The organism is Brevundimonas intermedia, assembly GCF_004614235.1.
Classification (GTDB): Bacteria; Pseudomonadota; Alphaproteobacteria; order Caulobacterales; family Caulobacteraceae; genus Brevundimonas; species Brevundimonas intermedia_A.
Genome location: NZ_SPVH01000007.1, coordinates 111,575 through 133,401 on the forward strand (window position 1 = coordinate 111,575; position 21,827 = coordinate 133,401).

Genomic DNA, 21,827 nt, shown 5'->3' on the forward strand with positions numbered 1-21,827 from the left:
TCGCGTTTCCCGATCCCTTCAAGGCGCAGACCATGAATAGACTTACTCTGACCCTGAGCGGGGTCCTTCTCGCCAGCAGCGCAATGATCGCGCCCAGCCTGGCGTTCGCCCAAACCGCCGCCCAGCCGACCGCCCCCACGGCCCAAACGCCCGCCGAACAGATCGAGCAGGAGCCGTCCGAGGTCAGCGAGATCGTCGTCCTGGGTCGCTACATTCCCGAACCCAACCGCGAAAGCTCCGAGGTCGCGGCCTTCCTGACGTCCGAGGATCTGGAGCGGACCGGCGACAGCAACGCCGCCGCCGCCCTGACCCGCGTCACGGGCCTGTCGATCGTCGAAGGCCGCTTCATCTATGTGCGCGGCCTGGGCGAGCGCTATTCGTCGGCCCTGCTGAACGGTTCGCCGCTGCCCAGCCCTGAGCCGCTGCAACGCGTCGTGCCGCTGGACCTGTTCCCCTCCAGCATCCTGGCCGGCGTGACGGTCCAGAAGACCTATTCGCCCAACTTCCCCGGCGAGTTCGGCGGCGGCGTCATCGACCTGCGCACCATCGACGCGCCGACCGAACCCTTCTTCAACATGAAGCTTTCGTTGGCCGGCAACACCGAGTCGACCGGCAAGGACAACCTGATTTACTACGGCTCGCGCACCGACTTTACAGGGTTCGATGACGACACCCGAGAAGTGCCCGGCGCGATCGGCATCGCCTTCGCGCAGGGCAAGCAGATCAATACCGCCAACTTCTCGGCCGACCAGCTCCAGACCATGGGGCAGTCGCTGGTCAACGCGCCTCTACGTCTGTTGCAGCGTGAAAAGACGCCGATCGACGGCGGCGTGGAACTGGCCGGCGGTTTCTCGCAACAAACCGGCCTGGGCACCCTGGGTGTCGTGGCTGTCGCGGGGTATGACAACAGCTGGCATGCCCGGAATGGCGTGCAGGAGGAGGGGCAGTTCCAGGGCGATGTCCTGGTGCCGGTCTCCACCTATGCGGTTGAATCGAACCAGAACGACATTCGCCTGAACTTCCTCGGCGGCCTGTCGCTGTCGAACGAGGACCATGAGGTGAAGTGGACCAACTTCTACGTCCGCAACACGTCCAAGGAAGCTCGCACGGTCGCCGGACCGGACTTCGACGCCGGCGGCGGCGTGATCCGCAACGACTATACCGAATGGTTCGTTCGCCAGCTGTTCAGCAGCCAACTGGCCGGCGAACACCACTTCATGGACGGCTCCCTGGAAGTCGATTGGCGCGCGGCCTACGCCAAGACGTCGCGCGACGCTCCCTATGAATCGCGCTTCCAGTACGGCGTCGATGCGGACGGCGATTTCATCCACAACGTCCAGGGCAATCTGATCTCGTTCAGCGAACTGGACGACGACATCGTCTCGGGTGGCGTCGATGTGGCCTACACCCTGCCGCTGTCGTCGGCGCGTGAAGCCATTATCAGCGCCGGCGTCGCCTCGCTGGACAACAACCGCGAAGCCTCGCGTCACGACCTTCAGTTCGAGGCGGTCAACGGTTTGACGGACGATCAGCGCCACTCGCGGATCGACTATCTGTTCTCGGACTACAACATCAACCCAAACACCCTGCAGCTGCGTGAGATCGCCGGCAGCAACGGCGCCAGCGCCTATGACGCCGAGATGCAGGTCAACGCCGCCTACGCCATGGTCGATGCGGAAATCATTCCGCTGGTCCGCACCACGGTCGGCGTTCGCTTCGAGGACGGTCAGCAGAGCGTCACGCCGCGCGATCTGTTCGGCGGCGCCTCGACCTTCGAGGCCACCGAGATCGACGAACAGTATTGGCTGCCGTCGTTCACCGCGACCTGGAACTTCGCTGAGGATCAACAACTGCGTTTCGGCGCATCGAAGACGATCGGTCGTCCGCAGTTCCGCGAACTGGCGCCTCAGGCCTATACCGACCCGGAAAGCGACCGCATTTTCATCGGCAACCCCTATCTGGTGGACACCGAACTGCTGAACCTGGATGCGCGGTACGAATGGTATTTCGCCCGCCAGCAGTTCATCACGGCCGGCGTCTTCTACAAGGACCTGGATAAGCCGGTTGAATCCGTCATCGTCGACGTCGGCAACCAGCGTCAGCAATCCTTCCTCAACGCGCCCAAGGCCACCATCATGGGCGCCGAGGTCGAGGTGAAGAAGTATTTCGAGTTCCCCGACCAGGGCATGTCCTTCATCGCCAACAAGCGCTGGCTGGTGCAGGCCAACTATACCTATTCGGACTCCGATGTTGAGGTCGGCGAGGACGACACCGTCCTGACGCTGGGCGGCGCGGGCACGCCGGAGCAGGCTTCGTTCTTCATCCAGGACGGCAGCCGTCTTCAGGGCCAGTCGGAACACGTCGCCAACCTGCAACTGGGCTGGGAAGACGACACCGCCCGGTCGCAGGCGACGATCATCGTCAACTACGTCAGCGATCGCATCACCGCGCGGGGCGCAGGCGTCGGCAGCGGCCGTGAACCGGACTTCATCCAGGAGCCCGGCGTCTTCCTCGATTTCGTCTATCGCAAGGACTTCACCGTCATGGCCCGCGACATGGGCTTCGCCCTGGAGCTGCGGAACCTGCTTGGAACCGAGTTCGACGAATATCAGGAGCTTGGGAACAAGATCCGGGTCAACAACTACGACCTGGGCCAGAGCGCCTCGGTTAGCCTGACCGCCCGCTTCTGATCCAGAAACAGGCTGCGACCTTGCGACCGGGAGGCTTCGGCTTCCCGGTCGTTTTCGTTTCGGGATCGTCCGTATGGACCGTGACTGTCACGAGATGTTCTTGGTGTCTTCACACTCTGGTGCGGCCCGCATACGGACGATTAGTCTAAGTCGCGTCACGGCCGTCGGGGGCCGTGACGAGCATGGCGCCGTGATCGCTGCCTTCCGCAACTTCAGCTTGACGTCGGCGGCCGGAACGGCCCGTCGCCTGCCGCTGCGCCGGATCGTCGAATCGATCCTGATCCTGCTGCTGCTGATCCAGGGCGGGCGGTTGGTCTGGATATTCGTCGCGCCGCATGCGGCGCCCGAGCAGATGGCCGCTGCGGCGGCGACTCGGCCCGTGGACGTGAACATTCTCTCGCGGTTCGACGCCTTCTTCCGCACGGGCGGGCAGGGAGCGCTCGCCGGCGCTTCGGGCACGGAATCCAGCCAGATGCGATTGTTCGGCGTGCGGTCGGGAGGCGTAGGCAGCGGATCGGCCATTATCGGTCTGGCCGACGGCCGCCAGGTGTCCGTGGGCGTAGGTGAAGAAGTCGAGCCGGGGCTGGTGCTGCAGGCTGTCGGCCCCAACTTCGTCACCCTGGCGCGCGGCCAGTCGCTCAGCCGCCTCGAATTCACCGACGCCCCCGTTGGGGCCGCCGCGCCGCCTCCGCCGCCCTCGACGCCCCAGGTCGTGGCGCCGCCCAGCCCTGCGCCGGCCTCGGCCCAGGGCGCGGTCGTCGATCCCCAGCGGTTGATGGCCCAGGCGTCGCTGCGTCCCCGCATCCAGGGACTAGGCGTCAACGGCTTCACCGTATCCTCGGCCGGCAATGCGTCCGAGCTGCGCAGCGCGGGGCTTCAGTCCGGCGACGTCATCCTGTCGGTCAACGGCGTGGCGCTGAACAGCCCCCAGGCCATCGGCGCCCTGCGCGGCCAGCTGGCCAGCGCGCCCGCCGCCGAAATCCAGTACGAGCGCGCCGGCGAAACGCGCACCACCACCATAAGGACGCGTCCATGACCGCCTCTCTGCGCAACCGCCTGATGCGATCCGGCGTCGGCGCGCTCGCCGCCGTGCTGGTCCTGCAAGGCCCGCTGTCGGCCGTGCCGGTCTTCGCCCAGGAGGCGCGCCAGACGCTGAACGTTCAGGGCGCCGACATTCGCGCCTTCATTCAGGACGTGGCCCGCACGACGGGGCGCACCTTCATCGTGGATCCGGCGGTGACGGGCACGGTGACGGTGACCAGCGACCGGCCGCTGGGCCGCACGCAGTTGTTCGAGGTCTTCCTGTCGACCCTGCGGGCCAACGGCCTGGTCGTCACGCCGACCCAATCGGGCGCCTATCGCATCAGCCCGGCCCAGGGCGCGGCGCAAGGGCCGTCCACCGTGGGGGTGGAGCGGTTCTCGACCGAGGTGTTCCAGCTTCGCAACATCGACGCGGCCTCGGCGGCCGAAACCATCCGGCCCCTGGTCGGGGCCCAGGGGCAGGTGCTGGCCAATCCCGGCGCCAACAGCGTGGTGGTGGCGGATTTCGCCGACAACCTGGCGCGGGTCCGGTCGCTGATCGCGCGGATCGACGTGGATCGGTCCAGCTATGAGGTCGTCTCGCTGGAGAACGCCTCGGCGCGCGAGATCGCAGGCGTGCTGCAACAGGTGATGTCGGCGCCGGGCGCCGGCGGGCAGGGGATGGTCACGGTTACGCCGGTCGAGAGCTCCAACTCCATCGTCCTGCGCGGCGACGGCCAGGCGCTGACCCGGGTGCGGGGGCTGATCCACGATCTGGACGGCCGGTCGCGCGCCAGCCAGGACGTCAATGTCATCTTCCTGGAACACGCCAGCGCCGAGCAGCTGTTGCCGGTGCTGCAACAGGTCGTCGGTCAGCCGGTCAGCGCATCGACGGAGGGGACGCAACGGCTGCGGACCCCGCCGACGGGGACGACGAACGCGGGCTCCGGCGGTCTGTCGCGCACGGCGTCCAGCCTGGACGGCGCAGACGCCGACACCGGCACCATCGGCTCTTCCACGGTCACGGCGACAGGCCAGCGCGCGACCATCGCCCGGTTCCCCGGCGCCAACGCCCTGGTCATCTCGGGGCCGGCGGATATGCAGCGGACGCTGGCCGATGTGATCCGTCGCCTGGACGTGCGTCGCCAGCAGGTGCTGATCGAGGCCATCGTGGTCGAGCTGAGCGACAATGCGGTGCGCGAGTTGGGCGTCCAGTGGCTGTACGGCGGCGAGAACGGCATGGGCCTGACCAACTATTCCGACCGCGCCTCGCCTCTGGTCCCGTTGGCCGGCGGCGCCGCGGCGGGCCAGCTCGATCCAGACGATCCGTTGCGCGAACAGCTTCAGAGCCTGGCGCTGAACAGCCTGCTGGGCGCCAACGGTTTCGTCGGCGGGGGCGGGGGCAAGATCGGCAACGGCCTGTTCGGCTTCATCATCAACGCGGCCAAGACCGACGAAGGCTCCAACCTGCTCCAGACGCCGTCGATCATGACGCTGGACAATGAGGAGGCGACCTTCCTGGTCGGGCAGGAGGTGCCGATCACGACGGGCCAGACCCTGCTGGACGGAAACTCCAACCCCTTCACCACGACCGACCGCAAGGACATCGGCGTGCGGTTGACGGTCAAGCCCCAGATCAACGCGGGCGGCTCCATCACCCTCACCCTGCGTCAGGAAGTGTCGGCCATCAACGGCGTGCTGACGAACGGCGCGTCCGATCTCGTACTGGACAAGCGCGAGCTGGAGACGACGCTGGTGGTGGATGACGGCGACATCGCCGTCGCGGGCGGCCTGCTGGACCAGAACGACCGGCTGGCCACCGACAAGGTGCCGGGGCTGGGCGACATTCCGGGCGTCGGCGTGCTGTTCCGCTCGACCAGCCGACAGCGGGGGCGGACCAATCTGATGGTCTTCCTGCGCCCTACCATCATCCGCACCCCGGCCGAGGCCCAAGGCCTGGCGGCCGACCGCTGGGGCTATATGCGCGCCCAGCAGCAGGCGGTTCAGCCGGATCGCGAGCCCAGCCTGGACGCCCTGGTGCGGGACTATATGCGCACCCAGCCGCCGGCGGCGCCCGCCGTGGGCGAGCCGATGGTGATCGCGCCGACCGCCCCCATCGCGCCGGTCGACGTCGCGCCCCTGCCGCCTGCGGGGAGCTGATCCGTGATCACGCTTGTCAGCCCCAGCCTGCCCTATGGGTTCGCCAAGCGGCACGGCGTGCTGTTGCTGGACATCGATGACGTGGCGCGGGTGGGGCTGCGGCAGGGCGCGGATCCGATGGCCCTGATCGAGACGCGGCGTGCGCTGGGTCGGCCGCTGGCGGTCGAGCCCCTGACCCAGGCGGCGTTCGACCGGCAGCTGTCGGAAATCTACGCCGGCGACCACCTGACGGGCGGGGATGGCGACGATCTGGACATGCCGGCGGGGCTGGAAAGCCTGATCGACGACATTCCGGCGGCGGCTGACCTGCTGGACACCGCCGACGACGCGCCGGTCATCCGGCTGATCAACGGGGTGATCGCCGAGGCCGTGCGGGCCGGGGCCTCGGACATCCACCTGGAAACCTATGAGACGGCGCTGTTGGTCCGTATGCGGATCGACGGAGTGCTACGCGAGGTCCTGAGCCTGAACCCGCGCATCGCGCCCCTGCTGGTGTCGCGGATCAAGGTCATGGCGCGGCTGGACATCGCGGAAAAACGCGTGCCGCAGGACGGGCGGATTCCGCTGGCGCTTGGCGGCAAGACGCTGGACGTGCGGGTGTCCACTCTGCCGTCGCGGGGCGGCGAACGGGTGGTGCTGCGGATCCTGGACAAGGATCAGGCGGGCATGACGCTGGATCGGCTGGGCATGGATACGGACGCCTTCGCCGCCTTCAAGGGGGCGCTGGCCGAGCCGAACGGGATCATCCTGGTCACGGGGCCGACGGGTTCGGGCAAGACCACCAGCCTGTACGCCGGGCTGTCGCTTCTGAACGACCAGACCCGCAATATCCTGACCGTCGAGGACCCGGTCGAATACGCCATAGACGGCGTGGGCCAGACCCAGGTCAACACCAAGGTCGGCATGACCTTCGCCGCCGGGCTGCGCGCCATCCTGCGCCAGGACCCGGACGTGGTGATGGTGGGCGAAATCCGCGACGTGGAGACGGCGGGCATCGCCGTTCAGGCGTCGCTGACCGGGCATCTGGTGCTGTCGACCGTTCACACCAACGATGCGGTCGGGGCGGTGACGCGGTTGCGCGACATGGGGGGGGAGCCCTTCCTGCTGGCATCGACCCTGCGTCTCGTCGTGGCCCAGCGGCTGGTGCGACGGCTTTGCAGCGAGTGCCGGACGCCCGAGATCGCCGACAAGACCACCGCCCGTCTGATCGGCGCCAAGGCCGGGGTGCGCGTCTGGCGTCCGCACGGCTGCGCCCACTGCGCCAACACCGGCTATATCGGCCGGGTCGGTCTGTATGAAGTGCTGAAGATCGACGACCGCGTCCGTCGCCTGATCGCCGCCGAGGCCGACGGCGACGCCCTGAGCGCCGCCGCCTTCGCGGGGGGCGGGACATTGGCGGATCGCGCGCGCGATATGGTCCTGCAAGGCGTGACCTCCATCGAGGAAGCGGTGCGGGTGTCGCGTCAGGAAACCGCCGTCGATCTGGACGGCGACAGCTCGGGCGAGGCGGGCTGATGGCGGCGTTCGACTATGTCGCCGTGGACGCGGCCGGACGCACGGTGTCCGGCGCACTGACCGCAGCGGACGAGGTCGCGGCGCGAAGCCTGTTGTCGCGTCGTCGTCTGGCCTCACTGGAGATCACGCCCGCGCGCGTGGTCGGCCGGGCCGAGACCGCCGCGCGGCCGGGCGGCAAGCTGAACGCCAAGACCCTGGCCCTGACCACCCGGCAGCTGGCGACCCTGATTTCCGTGGCCCCGATCGAGGAGGCCCTGCGGACCTTGGCGCTTCAGGCCGACCGCGTCGCGGTTCGCCGGGTGCTGGAAGGCGTCCACGCCGGGGTGATGGAGGGGCGTCGCCTGTCCGACGCCATGAGCCGCCAGGGCCAGGCCTTTCCGCCGCTCTATCGGGCCATGGTCTCGGCCGGGGAACAGTCGGGGGCCCTGCAACCGATTCTGGAGCGGCTGGCCGACGGGCTGGAGCGCGACCAGCAGGTGCGCGGCAAGGTGATCACGGCGCTGGTCTATCCGTGCGTTCTGGCGGTCGTGGCGCTGGGCGTCATCGGCGCCCTGATGACCTTCGTCGTGCCCAAGGTGGTGGATCAGTTCGACAGCATGAACCAGACGCTGCCGCTGCTGACGCGGCTGGTGATCGGCGTGTCGGACCTGATGCGGAACTGGGGTTGGCTGGTGCTGGTAGTCCTGGCCGTCCTGGCGGCGGCGGGCGTCGTGGCGCGTCGCAGACCGGAAATCCGAATGACGATGGACCGCGCAGTGCTGCGCCTGCCGCTGGTCGGGCGGCTGACGCGCGACCTGCATGGGGCGAAGATGGCGCGGACGCTATCGACCATGATCGCCGCGGGCCTGCCCGTGCTGGAGGGGCTGACGATCACGGCGCGCACGGTGTCCAACCGGGCGCTTCGCCAGGCGACCGAGGCGATGGCCGACGCCGTGCGCGAGGGCGGGGGCCTGTCGGCCGCCATGCGCCGCGCCGACGTCTTTCCGCCGATCCTGGTTTACATGACCGCCTCGGGCGAGAGCAGCGGACGGCTGGAGCCGATGCTGGAGCGCGCCGCCGACTATCTGGAGCGCGAGTTCTCGACCTTTACGGCCGTGATGCTGAGCCTGCTGGAGCCGGCCATCATCGTCGTCATGGGCGGCGTGGTCGCCCTGATCGTGCTGTCGATCCTGCTGCCGATCCTTCAGATCAACACCCTGGCGATGGGATGAAAGGACTTCTCATGACCAAGACCGAACCCCGGACCCGCCGCCGCAAGCGCGCAGGCTTCACCCTGGTGGAGCTGATGGTGGTCATCGTGATCATCGGCCTGCTGGCGACGGTGGTGGCCATCAACGTCCTGCCCAGCCAGGACCGCGCCATGGTCGGCAAGGCCCAGGCCGACATCTCCGTGCTCGAACAGGCGATCGAGACCTATCGGCTCGACAATCTGAATTTCCCCACCGACCAGCAGGGGCTGCAGGCCCTGGTCGCGCCGCCCGCAGGCCTGACCCAGCCCGAACGCTACCGCGAGGGCGGCTATGTGCGCCGTCTGCCGGAAGATCCCTGGGGCAATGCCTACCAGTATCGGCGCCAGAGCGCCCATGGCGGGCAGTTCGACGTCTTCTCGCTGGGGGCGGACGGCAAGGAGGGAGGGGAGGGCAATGACGCCGACCTTGGAAACTGGCAGGGCTAGGCCCGCCGTTCGGGCCGGATTCACCCTGGTCGAGCTGATGGTCGTGATGACGATCATCGGCCTGGCGGCCGGCGCCGTCGTCCTGTCCATTCCCGATCCCCGGCCCTCGGTCGGGATGGAGGCGGAACGGTTCGCCGCGCGGCTGGTGCGCGCCAGGGAAGAGGCGATCCTGACGAACCGGCCGGTCGCAGTGGATGTGGACCGCGTCGGCTATCGCTTTTCCAACTTCGACGGGCGGGACTGGACGGCCCTGAACGGCGTCTTTACGGCCCAGACCTGGGACGAGGGCCTGGGCGCGCCAGGACGGGCGCGGATCGTCTTCGACCCGACGGGCGTGACGGACCCGGCCGAAATCAGGCTGATGCGCGACGGCAAGGGGCGCACCGTCGTCGTGGACGGCGCAGGCGAGGTGGTGGTCGATGGCTGACCGCGCCGGCTTCACCCTGATCGAAATGCTGGTCGCGCTGGCGGTGTTCGCCTTGGCGGCGATGGCCCTGCTGAACCTGTCGGGAGAGAGCACGCGCTCTGCCGCCCGTGTCGAGGCGCGCACCCTGGGCGGCATCGTGGCGGAGAACGTCGCGGCGGAGGCCATTATCGCCCCCAGTTTGCCGGTCGGGGAGACGTCGGGTCAGACGACGCTGGGCGGCCAGGTCTGGCGCTGGCGGCGCGTGGTCAGCGGGACGGAGGTTCCAGGCGTGGGCCGCATCGACGTGCGGGTCGCCAACGACGAGGGCCAGGCGGCGGATCGCGTGCTGTTCCGGGCGGCTGGCACATGAAGATCGCCAAGGCCCGCGCGGGCTTCACCCTGGTCGAGGTGCTGGTCTCGCTGCTGATCTTTGCCCTGCTGGCGGCGGCGGGCGCTCTTGTGTTGGGCCAGACGATCGACACGCGGTTCGCCGTCCAGAGCAACGTCGAACGCACCGCCGCCCTGCAACGGACGCGCGCACTGCTGAAGGCCGATCTGGCCCAGGCCTCCGACCGGCGCACGCGCGGGCCCAGCGGACGTCCCCTGCCGCGCGCCCTGATGGGGGCGCAGGCGCCCGGCGATCCGGTTCTGGTCCTGGTCCGCAACGGATGGAGCAATCCCGACGCTGCGGCGCGGCCGTCGCTGCAACGCGTGGAATATCGGCTGACCGACGGGCGGTTGGAGCGGCGGGTGTCGTCCTATCTGGACGGGGCGCGGGCCGAGAACGCCCAGCTGCTCTATACTGGGGTCCGCGACGTGGCGGTCACCTTCCTGCAGGACGGCAGCGAGGCCCCCGCCTTCATCTCGACCAGCGCGCGGCCCTTGCCCGACGCGGTGCGGGTGATCATGACGCTGGACGGCCTTGGGCGCGTCGAACAGCTGTTCCTGGTGGCGGCGGCGTGAGGGGGCGGCGTCGAGAACGCGAGGGGATGGCCCTGCTGACCGTCCTGCTGCTGGTGGCGGTGATGGCCGTCGTGGCGGTGGCCATTCTGGACGACGTGCGCTTTTCCGTTCGCCGCACGACCAATGTCGAGACCCAGGCCCAGGCCCAGTGGTACGCCGCCGGCGCAGAAAGCCTGGCGAGGCGCCAGATCGAGGACCTGATGGCCGCAGACTCCGTCCGCACGCCGCTGGAGCCGCGATGGGATGGGAGGGTGCTCAGCTTCCCTATCGAGGACGGCGCGATCCAGGCGGTGGTCCATGACGGCCAGGCCTGTTTCAACCTGAACAGTCTGGTGCTGGGCCAGGGCGAGGACTTGGTGGCACGACCGGAGGGGCTGGCGCAGTTCGTGGCGCTGGGGACGGCGCTGGGGTTGCCGCGCACGCGAATGGCGACGGTCGGCGCCGCCTTGACCGACTGGATGGACGCGGACGGCGACCCCCTGCCGGGGGCCGCGGAGGATGCGCGATACGCAGGACTGTCGGTTCCCTATCGCACCGCCGGTATCATGCTGGCTGATGTCAGCGAGATGCGCGCCGTCGCCGGGATGGACGAGGGGCTTTACCGGCGTCTGAGGCCCTATGTCTGCGCCCTGCCGACGACCCGGCTGTCTGCGATCAATGTGAACACCCTGAGACCGGATCAGGCGCCTTTGCTGACGATGCTGACGCGCGGCGCGCTGGGGCCGGCGGCGGCGAAGACCGCCATCGCCGCGCGTCCGGCGACCGGTTGGGCCAGCGCCGACGCCTTCTGGGCGCAGCCGGCCTTGCAGGATTTCACGCCCGACGACGAGACGCGCGCGCAGGCCACGCTGCTGACGCGCTTTTTCGACCTGACCGTCGATGTCGACTACGGCGGCGCCCACGCCGTCCGCACCGCCCTGTTGTACGCCGCGCCCGAAGGGAGCGTGCGCACCGTCATCCGCCGCTGGATACCCGAAGAATGACCACGACCCGCATTGTCCAGATCCCCCCGGCGGCGTCCATGCCCGCGCCCTTCGTCGTCTTTGATGGCCACGGCCGGGTGCTTCAGCGCGGCGCCTTGCTGCTGGAAGGCGAGGCGCCGCACGCCGAGGTGCGCACCATTGCGGTCGCGCCGGGGGCCGATGTCCTGATCCGGTGGCTGGACCTGCCGGTCGGCGGCGCGGCCCAAACGCGGGCGGCGGCGCGCTGGATGCTGAAGGACGACCTGGCGGCCCTGCCGGATCGCACCGTGGTCGCCGTCGGCGCGCCCGGCGTCGCGGACGGTCCCCGCCTGACCGCCGCCGTCAGCGCCACCCTGCTGGAGGCCTGGATCGACTATCTGGCCGCCCTGGGCGTCTCGGTCGAGGCCGTGGTGCCCGACTGCCTGGTCCTGCCTGAGCCTCAGGACGACCTGACCCTGGCGACGGTCGCGGTCGGCGGCGATGTGGCTCTGCGCGGGCGCGGGTTCGCCGCCACGGTCCAAGCCGATCTGGTGGAAGCCATAGCGGGCGATCGGTCGCTGGCGCCGGTCGGGGATTGGGACGCCGCCCTGTCGGCGCTGGCGACCGCGCCGCTGCCGGTCAATCTGCTGTCCGGCGTGGAGCGGATACGCCAGGTATCGAGCGGCGGCTGGCGTCGGGTCGCGGCCCTGGCTGCGGCGGTGGTGATCTCGCCGCTGATCCTGGCCGTCGCGGGCGCCGCGCATGACCGGCATGAGGCCAGTCAGGCGCGTGAAGCGACGCTGGCCCTGATCGCGGAGGCGTTGCCGGACGCGGCCAAGGCGGCGGATCCGATCGCGGAGGCGCGCCGTCAGCTGGCTGCGGCCCCGCCGCCCGGCGGCATGGCCGCAGCGTCCGCCGCCCTGTTCGCTGCGGTGGAGGGTGTTGAGGACGCGGAACTGGACGGCATGTCGTCTTTGGCCGGCCAGGGGCTTAGGGCCACCGTCAGCTATCCCGCTTTCGGCGACCTGGACGCCATGCGGACGGCGCTGAACGGATCGGGTTTGAGCCTGTCGGACACCAGCACCGTCGAGGACGGCGGTCGCGTGGTCAGCGAAGTCGTGCTGGGAGGCGCGTCATGAACGGGATGATCGCACAGGCCATGGCCTGGTGGGACGGACGGTCCCTGCGCGAGCAGCGGATGCTGGCAGTGATGGGGCTGCTGATGTTCGCGGTTCTGGCGTGGCTGCTGATCGTGCGGCCGGTTTGGGCCTGGCGCGCCGATGCGGCCGATCAGCGTGTGACGGCGGAGGCGGACCTGTCCACGATCCGGCGCGCGCTCGGCGAAGCGGCGCCCCGTTCGACGGGGGCGAGCGGTGTGGACGTTCAGGGCGTCGTGGCCGAGGTCAGCGCGGCCGGCGGCGTTTCACCCGTCATGGGGATGTCTCCCGACGGCGGCCTGGGGTTCGCCCTGAGTAATGTCTCGACCGCTGGGGCCTTCGGCTGGCTGGCGGCGCTGGACGGGCGCGGCATTCAGGCGAGCAGCCTCAACGTGGTCGAGAACGCCGATGCGACCCTGAGCGTCGAAGGGGCTCTGGCGGCGAAATAGCGGTCAGGGCAGGCGTTCCTCGAAGCCTTCATCCGTGCCGATGATGGCCAGGTCCGCAAGGTCCAGGAACAGGCCGTGCTCGACGACGCCGGTGATCAGTTTCAGATCGTCGGCCAAGCGAACCGGATCGTGGATGGCCTTGCAGCCGGCGTCGTAGATCAGGTTGCCGCCGTCGGTGCGGACCAGACCGCGATCTGCCTGACGTACGCGGGCGGGCTGATTGATGTCATGATCGATCAGGACGTCGGCGATGCGGTTGGCCGTGGTTTTGTGGCCAAAGGCGACCACCTCTATCGGCAGGGGGAAGATCCCCAGCACCGGAACCACCTTGGCCGCATCGGCAATGACGATGCAGCAGGCCGAGGCCTCCCACACCAGTTTTTCGCGCAGCAGGGCCGCGCCGCCGCCCTTGATCAGGGCGAGACCGGGGCCGACCTCGTCGGCGCCATCGACAGTCAGGTCTATGCGGGGCGTGTCTTCCAGCGTCGACAGGGTCAGGCCCAGTTCGCGCGCCAGGTCAGCGGTCTTTTCCGAGGTCGGGACACAGCGCAGACCGGGCAGGCCCCGCGCCGCCAACGCCTTGACGAACCAGGCGGCGGTCGAGCCGGTGCCCAGGCCGACGACCATGCCGGCCTCGACATGGGCGGCGGCGGCCTCGCCGGCGTTCTTTTTCTGGATGTCGCTCATTTGGATTTTGCGGCTTTCTGAGCTTTCGCCTTCTCGCGGAAGGCGGCGCCGGCGTCCGGCTTGAGGGTCTGTCGCGCACGGCCGAAGGCAAGGGCGTCGGCCGGCACGTCCTCGGTGATCACCGATCCCGAGGCGACGATGGCGCCGTCGCCGATGACGACCGGGGCGACCAGGCTGGAGTTCGAGCCGACGAAGGCCCCGGCGCCGACCTGGGTCCGGGCCTTGTTGAAGCCGTCGTAGTTGCAGAAGATGGTTCCAGCGCCGATATTGGTCCCCGCCCCGACCGAGCCGTCGCCCAGATAGGCCAGGTGGTTGGCCTTGGCGCCCTCGGCCATCTTCACATTCTTCACCTCGACAAAGTTGCCGATCTTGACCCCCTCAGCCAGATCCGCGCCGGGCCGCAGCCGGGCGTAGGGACCGACCTCGGCGCCGGAAGCGACACGGGCGCCTTCGACATGGCTGAAGCTGCGGATGCGGGCACCGCCCTCGATCACCGCGCCGGGACCGAAGACGACGAAGGGTTCGATCACGGTTCCGCCGCCGATCTGAGTGTCCCAGGCGAAATGGACGGTGTCGGGCGCGGCCATGGTGACGCCGGCGGCTAGGAAGAAGTCCCGCTGGACGCTCTGGAACAGGGCCTCGGCCTGAGCCAGTTCGGCCTGAGAGTTGACGCCCATGACGGCGTCCTCGGCGGCGAAGACGGCGCGGGTCGGGTGGCCGCCCTTGCGCGCCAGTTCGACCACGTCGGTCAGATAGTATTCGCCTTTGGCGTTGTCGTTGCGGACATCCGCCAGCAGCGAGAACAGCAGGGCGGCAGGCGCGGCCATGACGCCAGAGTTGCATGCGGTGATGGCAAGGATTTCGGCCGAGGCTTCCTTGGCCTCGGTGATGGCGGTCAGGGTCTCGCCGTCGAGGATCAGCCGGCCGTAGGCGCCGGGATCGTGCGCCTCGAAGCCGATCACGGTCACACCATCGGCATTGAACACAGGCTCGATGTCGGCGGCTTTCAGCAGGGGCACGTCGCCGTAGGTGACGACCACCTCGCCGTCGAAACCGGAGAGCGCCTGTTCGGCGGCGCGGACGGCGTGGCCGGTGCCGAGCGGCGGGTCTTGGACGGCGATGGCCGCCTCGCCCAACCGCTTGACCACATGGGCGCGGACCTCGGGCGAGTGGGTTCCGACCACGACGACGATCCGTTCACAGCCCAGGCCCTCGGCCGCATCGATGGCGTGGTCCAGCATGGCGCGGTGGGCGACCGGGTGCAGCACCTTGGGCAGGGGTGACTTCATCCGCGTGCCCTGGCCGGCGGCGAGAATGATGGCGGCGCGGGCGCGCGTCTGGCTGGTCATGAATCGTCTCGCGGTCTAGTCGTCCTGCGATCTAGCCCATCATGCGGGCCAGCGGGAGATGTGGATGACCGATCGCGACCTGGAAGGCTGGACCATCGCCTTCGATCTGGATGGGACGCTGGTCGATTCCGCGCCGGATCTGATCGGAACCCTGAACCGCTTGCTGGTCGAGGAGGGACTGCCGCCCGTTCCGATGGAAGCCGCCTCGACCCTGATCGGTTCGGGCGCGCGGGCGCTGCTGGTTCATGGGTTCGAGGCCGCCGGGGCCTCGGTCGAACGGGCGCAGTCCGACGAACTGTTCGAACGGTTCCTGGTCGATTACGCCGCCCACATCGCCGACGGGTCGCAACCGTTCGACGGGGTGGTCGAGACGTTGGAGCGGCTGAGCGAACGCGGAGCGATCCTGGTCGTGGCGACCAACAAGCGGTCGGATCTATCGGAATTGCTGCTGGAAAAGCTGGATCTGAATCGGCATTTCGCCGCCATCGTCGGGCCGGATCGGGTCAGCGCGCGCAAGCCGTCAGGCGCGCATCTGAAGGAGGCGGTCGTCAAGGCCGGCGGCGATCCCGAACGCGCCATCATGGTCGGGGACGCGGCGCCCGACGCCGATGCGGCCAAGGATGCGGGCATGCCGTGCATCCTGGTCACCTTCGGTTTCACGCCGGTGCCGGTCGAGGACCTGGGCGCCGACGTGTTGATCGACGAATTCGAGGACGTCGAAGAGGCCATCGACGGCATTCTGTCGGACTTCTACGTCATGAAGGCGCTGAAATTCTGAGGGGCGCCGACAGGAAATCTGTCGGCTGAATGATCGCCCGAGCGATTGCGGATCGACACGGCGATGGACAGATTGGCGCACCCCTGTTGAAAGTCCCTCTATGTTCGCTCGCTTCTTCAAGATTCCGCTTTGGCAGCGCACCGCCGCCGGCTTCATCCTCGGCATCATCGCCGGGTTGATCCTGCGGGAGCGGGCCGAGGTCTGGCTTCAGCCGATCGGCGACGTCTATCTGAACCTGATCCGCATGGTGGTGGCGCCCCTGGTGCTGTTCACCATCGCAAGCTCCATCGCCAAGCTAGGCGAGGGTGCGGGGGCCGTGCGGCTGGGCGTGCGGACCATCGTCTGGTTCGCCATCACCTCGCTGCTGGCCGTGCTGGTCGGGTTCGCGTTCGGGCACATCATCAATCCGGGCGTCGGCCTGTCCAACCTGCCGCTGGGCGAGGTCAAGGATCGGGTGATCCCCACGCCGCTCGAAGTGCTGATCGGCGTGGTGCCGACCAATCCGTTTGCGGCCCTCGCCGAGGGCAAGGTGCTGCAGATCATCTTCTTCTCTGCCCTGGTTGGTATGGCGCTGGTGGCGCTGGGCGACCGGGCGCAGGGGGTGCGACGGCTGGTGGACGAAGGCGCGGCGGTCATTTTCCGCATTACCCGCTGGGTGATCCAGCTGACGCCCATCGGCGTGTTCGGCCTGATCGGCTCGGTCGTCGGCGGTTATGGCTGGGAAGCCCTGCTGCCCCTGCTGAAGTTCATCGGCGCCATCTATGCCGCCTGCCTGTTCCACATCCTGATCGTCTATTCGGGCCTGCTGAAGCTTCACGGTCTGAAGGTGACCAGCTTCTTCCGCGGCGCCTTCGCGGCGCAGCAGACAGCATTCGCGACCTCGTCGTCGCTCGGCACCCTGCCGATCACCCTGCGCCAGACGGTCGAGCGTCTGGGCGTGCCCCAGGCCTATGCCGCCTTCGCCGTACCGTTGGGCGCCAATGTGAAGATGGACGGGTGCGGCGCCATCTATCCGGCCATCGCCTCGATTTTCATCGCCCAGTATTTCAAGATCGATCTGACCCTGACGCAGTATATCCTGATCGGCCTGACGGCGGTGCTGGGCTCGCTAGGCACCGCGGGCGTGCCGGGAACCAGCATCGTCATGCTGACCCTGACCCTGTCTACGGCCGGTCTCCCGCTGGAAGGCATCGGCTATATCGTCGCCATTGACCGGATCATCGACATGATGCGCACGGCGACGAACGTCACCGGCCAGATGCTGGTGCCGGTGCTGGTGGCCAAGGAGGAGGGGATCTTGAACGAGGACATTTACAATGGTCACGTCGCCTGGCTGCCGGGCGACCCGGAAGCCGACACGGCCGAAGGTGTTCGCGCCGCCGGAATCTGAAACAGGCGCTTGCGCGGGGACGGCGACCGGGCTATGTCGCCGCCTCCGCAAGGCAAGGACGCGTAGCTCAGCGGGAGAGCACCTCGTTCACACCGAGGGGGTCACAGGTTCAATCCCTGTCGCGTCCACCATCTTCCCCATTTCCAGTCTACCCTTGCGTCGCCCAGTCTGGCGGCCATTGGCCTGTGATCGAGCGATAGGCGATTGCGAAGGCGCCGATCAAGCCGGCCGAGGCGCCGGCGGTCGGGGCCGCGACATAGGCCTCCATGTCGAGATCGCGGAGGCTGGCGTCATAACCGCCCAACTGTCTTGTCAGCGCCTGCCGAACCAGATCGTACATCTGCGGCTGCATCACGCCGCCGCCGATGATGATTCGCTCGGGCCGCAGCATGTACGTCAGGTTCGTGCAGAGGCCGGCGATATATTCGGCCGCCATCGCCCAAGCCGGGTGGTCTGTCGCAAAGGTCTCGGCCGGCGCGCCCCAGCGGACGTGAAGGGCAGGGCCGCTGGTCAGGCCTTCCAGGCAGTCGCCGTGGAAGGGGCAGACGCCCGCGAACGTCTCGTCGCCCTTTGCGCGGGGCAGGCGGATATGACCGGCTTCGGGATGGTTCGCCCCGCCATGAGGCGCGCCGTCGATCATCACGCCGACGCCGACGCCGGTCCCGACCGTGACGTAGCAGAAGCTGTCCAACCCCTTTCCGCTGCCGAACAGGTGTTCGCCAATGGCCGAGCCGTTCACGTCGGTGTCCAGCGTCATCGGTACATCCAGCGTGCGCCGCAGATGGGCGAGCAGATTGATGTTGCTCCAGCCGGGTTTGGGCGTCGTGGTGATCGCGCCGTAATCGGCCGCGTCAGAGCGCAAGGAGAGGGGACCGAAGCTGCCGATCGCCAGCGCCGCCAGCTTGCCGTGGCGCGCCTGGGCCTTGACGAAGAAGGCGGCGACCGCGTCCAGCGTCTCGTCAGGCGTTGTGTTGGGGATTCGGATCTGGTCGATGATCCTGCCGCCGACGTCCGCGACGCCGCAGATGAATTTGGTGCCGCCGGCCTCGACGCCGCCGAGCAGGATGGGTTGGGTCATTGTGGCTCGCCTGTTGGGTGCGACAAAGGTTTGCGGGACTGAACGCGGAGTGCCTTAAGGCGTTTATCGCCCATGACACTTCTTGCTCGCATATTGATCACGCTGGACGCCACGACGAAGATTCTGACACGCAAGGAACGGCTGCTCTGAGGAGCAATCCGTGCGCGGCAGGATTTGGCGATTGCGTTGAACGCGATGCATCGCCACCTTCACCGCCAGACTAGGACATGAGACGAGGACGCCAATGGCCCGCAAACCCAACTACAGCTTCGAGCGTCAGGAACGCGACCGCGCGGCAGCCATAAAGGCAGCCGAGAAGGCGGCGGCCAAGGCCGAGCGCAAGGCTGAAACCGCGACTGAAAAGGCGCCGCCCGCCGAAGACTGACGTCTTACGGCAAAATCCATCCGTCTTTTCGTTGTTTGGACAGGCGCAAAGTCCTATTCTTGCACGATGACACGCTGGACCCCCGAAAGCTGGAGAACCAAGACCGCCCTGCACATGCCGGCGGACTATCCAGATCCCAAAGCCCTCGCCGTCGTCGAGGACGAGTTGCGCGCCCTGCCGCCGCTCGTCTTCGCCGGCGAGGCGCGCCGCCTGACGTCGAAACTGGCCCAGGTGGAGCGCGGCGAGGCCTTTCTGCTTCAGGGCGGCGACTGCGCCGAGAGCTTCAAGGAGTTCTCGACCGACAATATCCGCGACACCTTCCGCCTGATCCTGCAGATGGCGGTGGTCCTGACCTTCGCCGGCCGCAAGCCGGTGGTGAAGGTCGGCCGGATCGCCGGCCAGTTCGCCAAGCCGCGTTCGTCGCCGCTGGAGGAGATCGACGGCGTCGAGCTGCCCAGCTATCGCGGCGACATCATCAACGGCATGGGGTTCACTCCGGAAGAGCGCGTGCCCGATCCGCAGCGCCTGATCCGGGCCTATAACCAGTCGGCCTCGACCCTGAACCTGCTGCGGGCCTTCGCCGGCGGCGGCTATGCCGACCTGTACAACATTCACCGCTGGACCCTGGGCTTCGCGGGTGACAACGCCGCCGGGGCCCAGTACCGCGAACTGGCCGACAAGATCACTGAGGCCCTGGCCTTCATGGAGGCCGTCGGCGTCACGCCCGAGACCCATCCGGACCTGAGCCGGGTCGAGGTCTTCACCAGCCACGAGGCCCTGTTGCTGAACGTCGAGAGCGCCCTGACGCGTCTGGACGGCGGTTCGGGCGAATGGTTCGACACTTCGGCCCACATGTTGTGGATCGGCGAGCGCACCCGTCAGCTGGACGGCGCCCACGTCGAGTTCATGAAGGGGATCAAGAACCCCATCGGCGTGAAGTGCGGGCCGACCATGACGGCCGACGACCTGCTGCCGCTGATCGACGCCCTGAACCCGGACAATGTCTCGGGTCGCCTGACCCTGATCGGCCGTTTCGGTCACGACAAGGTCGGCGAGCGCCTGCCTAAGCTGATGCGCGAAGTGAAGGCGTCGGGCCGCAAGGTGATCTGGTCGATCGACCCGATGCACGGCAATACGCTGAAGGCCGGCAACGGCTACAAGACACGGCCGTTCGACCGGATCCTGGGCGAGGTGCGGACCTTCATCGACGTGGCCGAGGCCGAGGGCGTCCACCCCGGCGGCGTCCACCTGGAAATGACCGGCCAGAACGTCACCGAGTGCATCGGCGGGGCCCAGGCCGTGACCGAGGACGACCTGTCCAACCGCTATCACACCCATTGCGACCCGCGCCTGAACGCCGACCAGGCGCTGGAGCTGGCCTTCCTGGTGGCCGAGCGGCTCAAGGCGGGGCGGGTGGCGCAGTCGGCGGCGGCCTAGCCGCCGTCAGCGCCTAAAATGCGGGCTGATCCGGTCATGGTGACGCCATCTCCGCAGCGCCTGATCGGGACGATTCCGAGGTAGTGATCGATGGAAGTTGCGGCTCAGATTGACGAAAAGCCCGGTCGGGTCGCCTATCAGGGCGCGCCCGGCTCGTTCAGCCACGAGGCCTGCCTGGCCCTGCGGCCGTGGGACGAGGCTGTGGCGTTCGAGACCTTCGCCCAGGCGCTGGATGCGCTTCGGGCCGGCGATTGCGGCTGCGCCCTGATCCCCGTTGAGAACTCGACCATCGGCCTCGTGGAGCCGGCGGCGACGCTGGTGGGCGGACTTGGCGTGAAGCCTGTGGCCGAGGTCTGGCGGCCGATCCGTCACGCCCTGATGGCGACGCCAGGCGCGCGGTTGTCTGACATCAAAACGGTGGAAAGCCACCCCATCGCCCTGGCTCAGTGCAAGGGCACGCTGGCCGGGCTGAACGTCGAGGTGATCGAGCATTTCGACACCGCAGGCGCGGCGCGCGATGTCGCCGAAGCGGGCGATCCGACGCGGGCGGCCATCGCCCCGGTCGGCGCCGCAGAGGTCTATGGCCTGTCGATCCTGCGCAACGACTTGCAGGATTCCAGCGATAATCAGACGCGTTTTGTCCTGTTGAGCTTCCCTGAGGGTTGACGGCGCACGGTCTTTGCGTCCTTAAGACCTGCACGGATCGCAAAACGATCCGCATAACCGGAACCGGACCATGTCCCGCCAGCGCGCCCTTTCTGTTTCTTCCGACCGTTCGCGCGCGGTTTCCGGCCTCTATTTCGGCTACGGCTTTTACGGCTTTCGATACGCCGGCTGAGGCGTCGGGCGCTTTTCGTCCCTGACCGTCTCACCGGCGACCGCTCTGGATCAGAGCGGCTGTTCGCCCCTGCACATATCGAAATTCAGAATGCCGAAAGCCCGATCCCATGCCCAATTCCAACGTCCAGCAAGTGTGGCCTGACATGGCCGACCTGACGCCCGAGCAACAGGCGCTCGCCGCCCTGCGCGCCGAGATCGACAGCATCGACGATCAGATCCTGGCCCTGTTCGAGCAACGCCTCGCCGTCGCCGCCACCGTGGGCCGCGCCAAGGATGCGCCGACAGGCCCGCATACCAAGCTTCGTCCCGACCGCGAGCAGACCGTGCTGTCGCGGATGCTGAAACAGGCTCAGCCCGAGAACGCCGAGGCGGTCGAGCATCTGTGGCGCGAGATCGTCGGCTGGGGCCTGGCGCGCCAGGGGCGGTTGCAGGTGCAGGTCTGGGCTCCGATCGAACCGACCCGCGCCTATGACGGCGCCCGCCTGCGCTTCGGCGCCGCCGCCGACATCAAAATGGTGCGCGATCCACAGAAGGCCCTGGCCTTCGCCGCCGAGGGGCACGGCATCGCGGTGCTGGCGATCAATACCGAGGACGCCTGGTGGATGGGCCTGCGTCGCGAATGGTCGATGCTCAGCGTATTCGACGGATACGGCGGAGAGACGCCGACGTCGCTGGCCGTGGGCAAGATCGATCCGCCGGCCCTGCCGAAAGGCCGCCGCGTCGTGGTGACGGCGGGCGGAGATGCGGGCGACGGCGGCGGCGCGCGGCGCTGGGGCCTGAATACCCATCACGGCTGGACCATCGCCCTGACCGACGCCCACCTGGCGCCGGGCGAGGCCGAGGGCTGCGTCGGCGCCATCGGCTGATCTGAAAGGGGCCGCATTCGGCGAACGGATGCGGCCCCTGT

At 68.1% G+C, this 21,827-nt stretch carries 21 protein-coding genes and 1 tRNA gene; 19 read left to right on the top strand and 3 right to left on the bottom strand.

The annotated features are described in order from the left end of the window. Positions 1–32: 32 nt before the first annotated feature. The 12 genes from EGY25_RS14575 to gspM all read left to right on the top strand — a co-directional run bounded on the left by EGY25_RS14575 (position 33) and on the right by gspM (position 12,976). The gene (locus EGY25_RS14575) at positions 33–2,690 is read left to right on the top strand and encodes a TonB-dependent receptor domain-containing protein (RefSeq protein WP_135195752.1); all 2,658 of its coding nucleotides are present in this window, start codon (positions 33–35) and stop codon (positions 2,688–2,690) included. Between the two features lie 190 nt (positions 2,691–2,880). Next, positions 2,881–3,726, top strand: coding sequence for a type II secretion system protein N (locus tag EGY25_RS14580; protein ID WP_245159487.1), 846 nt, complete (start codon positions 2,881–2,883; stop codon positions 3,724–3,726). Continuing rightward, positions 3,723–5,870: a type II secretion system secretin GspD gene (gene gspD, locus EGY25_RS14585; protein WP_135195753.1), complete on the top strand. Its 2,148-nt coding sequence runs from the start codon at positions 3,723–3,725 to the stop codon at positions 5,868–5,870. The genes EGY25_RS14580 and gspD overlap by 4 nt, the downstream gene beginning before the upstream one ends. 3 nt (positions 5,871–5,873) lie before the next feature. Beyond that, complete coding sequence (gspE, locus tag EGY25_RS14590) at positions 5,874–7,385, top strand: type II secretion system ATPase GspE (RefSeq protein ID WP_135195754.1); 1,512 nt, start codon at positions 5,874–5,876, stop codon at positions 7,383–7,385. Next, positions 7,385–8,596 (top strand): type II secretion system inner membrane protein GspF, encoded by a 1,212-nt coding sequence (gspF, locus tag EGY25_RS14595; RefSeq protein WP_135195755.1) that lies wholly within the window; start codon positions 7,385–7,387, stop codon positions 8,594–8,596. The genes gspE and gspF overlap by 1 nt, the downstream gene beginning before the upstream one ends. Positions 8,597–8,607: 11 nt before the next feature. Then, positions 8,608–9,060 (top strand): type II secretion system major pseudopilin GspG, encoded by a 453-nt coding sequence (gene gspG, locus EGY25_RS14600; RefSeq protein WP_135195756.1) that lies wholly within the window; start codon positions 8,608–8,610, stop codon positions 9,058–9,060. Beyond that, complete coding sequence (locus tag EGY25_RS14605) at positions 9,029–9,487, top strand: GspH/FimT family pseudopilin (protein WP_135195757.1); 459 nt, start codon at positions 9,029–9,031, stop codon at positions 9,485–9,487. The genes gspG and EGY25_RS14605 overlap by 32 nt, the downstream gene beginning before the upstream one ends. After that, complete coding sequence (gspI, locus tag EGY25_RS14610; RefSeq protein WP_135195758.1) at positions 9,480–9,836, top strand: type II secretion system minor pseudopilin GspI; 357 nt, start codon at positions 9,480–9,482, stop codon at positions 9,834–9,836. The genes EGY25_RS14605 and gspI overlap by 8 nt, the downstream gene beginning before the upstream one ends. Beyond that, entirely contained in the window at positions 9,833–10,429 is a 597-nt protein-coding gene (gene gspJ, locus EGY25_RS14615) for a type II secretion system minor pseudopilin GspJ (protein WP_135195759.1), read from the top strand. The genes gspI and gspJ overlap by 4 nt, the downstream gene beginning before the upstream one ends. 26 nt (positions 10,430–10,455) lie before the next feature. Further along, positions 10,456–11,412, top strand: a complete 957-nt coding sequence (gene gspK, locus EGY25_RS14620; RefSeq protein ID WP_135195760.1) for a type II secretion system minor pseudopilin GspK — start codon at positions 10,456–10,458, stop codon at positions 11,410–11,412. Next, positions 11,409–12,509 (top strand): type II secretion system protein GspL, encoded by a 1,101-nt coding sequence (gene gspL, locus EGY25_RS14625; RefSeq protein ID WP_135195761.1) that lies wholly within the window; start codon positions 11,409–11,411, stop codon positions 12,507–12,509. Before gspK ends, gspL begins: the two co-directional genes overlap by 4 nt. Continuing rightward, complete coding sequence (gspM, locus tag EGY25_RS14630; protein ID WP_135195762.1) at positions 12,506–12,976, top strand: type II secretion system protein GspM; 471 nt, start codon at positions 12,506–12,508, stop codon at positions 12,974–12,976. The genes gspL and gspM overlap by 4 nt, the downstream gene beginning before the upstream one ends. 3 nt (positions 12,977–12,979) lie before the next feature. On the opposite strand, the gene rpiA is transcribed toward gspM, so the two are convergent. Together rpiA and glmU are read right to left on the bottom strand one after the other, a co-directional pair. Next, positions 12,980–13,663, bottom strand: coding sequence for a ribose-5-phosphate isomerase RpiA (rpiA, locus tag EGY25_RS14635; RefSeq protein ID WP_135195763.1), 684 nt, complete (start codon positions 13,661–13,663; stop codon positions 12,980–12,982). Next, positions 13,660–15,012 carry a bifunctional UDP-N-acetylglucosamine diphosphorylase/glucosamine-1-phosphate N-acetyltransferase GlmU gene (gene glmU / locus EGY25_RS14640; protein ID WP_135195764.1) on the bottom strand — a complete coding sequence of 451 codons (1,353 nt, stop codon included), beginning with the start codon at positions 15,010–15,012 and terminating at the stop codon, positions 13,660–13,662. The genes rpiA and glmU overlap by 4 nt, the downstream gene beginning before the upstream one ends. A gap of 58 nt (positions 15,013–15,070) precedes the next feature. Between glmU and EGY25_RS14645 the strand changes: the two genes are divergently transcribed. The 3 genes from EGY25_RS14645 (at position 15,071) to EGY25_RS14655 (ending at position 17,311) form a co-directional block, all read left to right on the top strand. Then, positions 15,071–15,790: an HAD-IA family hydrolase gene (locus tag EGY25_RS14645; protein WP_209308100.1), complete on the top strand. Its 720-nt coding sequence runs from the start codon at positions 15,071–15,073 to the stop codon at positions 15,788–15,790. A 100-nt stretch (positions 15,791–15,890) separates the two neighbouring features. After that, a complete protein-coding gene (locus EGY25_RS14650; protein ID WP_135195766.1) occupies positions 15,891–17,180 on the top strand; it encodes a dicarboxylate/amino acid:cation symporter in 1,290 nt (429 codons plus the stop codon). A gap of 56 nt (positions 17,181–17,236) precedes the next feature. Next, positions 17,237–17,311 (top strand) — tRNA-Val (locus EGY25_RS14655). Positions 17,312–17,328: 17 nt separating this feature from the next. Here EGY25_RS14655 and EGY25_RS14660 read toward each other — a convergent pair. Beyond that, positions 17,329–18,258: an ROK family protein gene (locus EGY25_RS14660; RefSeq protein WP_135195767.1), complete on the bottom strand. Its 930-nt coding sequence runs from the start codon at positions 18,256–18,258 to the stop codon at positions 17,329–17,331. 244 nt (positions 18,259–18,502) lie between these two features. Here EGY25_RS14660 and EGY25_RS16600 point away from each other — a divergent pair, with 244 nt between their 5' ends. From EGY25_RS16600 to EGY25_RS14675, 4 genes are all read left to right on the top strand, one after another. Next, positions 18,503–18,643, top strand: a complete 141-nt coding sequence (locus EGY25_RS16600) for a hypothetical protein (protein WP_167762578.1) — start codon at positions 18,503–18,505, stop codon at positions 18,641–18,643. Positions 18,644–18,709: 66 nt separating this feature from the next. Continuing rightward, complete coding sequence (locus tag EGY25_RS14665; protein ID WP_135195768.1) at positions 18,710–20,080, top strand: class II 3-deoxy-7-phosphoheptulonate synthase; 1,371 nt, start codon at positions 18,710–18,712, stop codon at positions 20,078–20,080. Positions 20,081–20,170: 90 nt separating this feature from the next. Continuing rightward, entirely contained in the window at positions 20,171–20,746 is a 576-nt protein-coding gene (locus EGY25_RS14670; RefSeq protein ID WP_135195769.1) for a prephenate dehydratase domain-containing protein, read from the top strand. 281 nt (positions 20,747–21,027) lie between these two features. Beyond that, positions 21,028–21,786: a chorismate mutase gene (locus EGY25_RS14675; RefSeq protein ID WP_135195770.1), complete on the top strand. Its 759-nt coding sequence runs from the start codon at positions 21,028–21,030 to the stop codon at positions 21,784–21,786. Positions 21,787–21,827 lie beyond the last annotated feature (41 nt).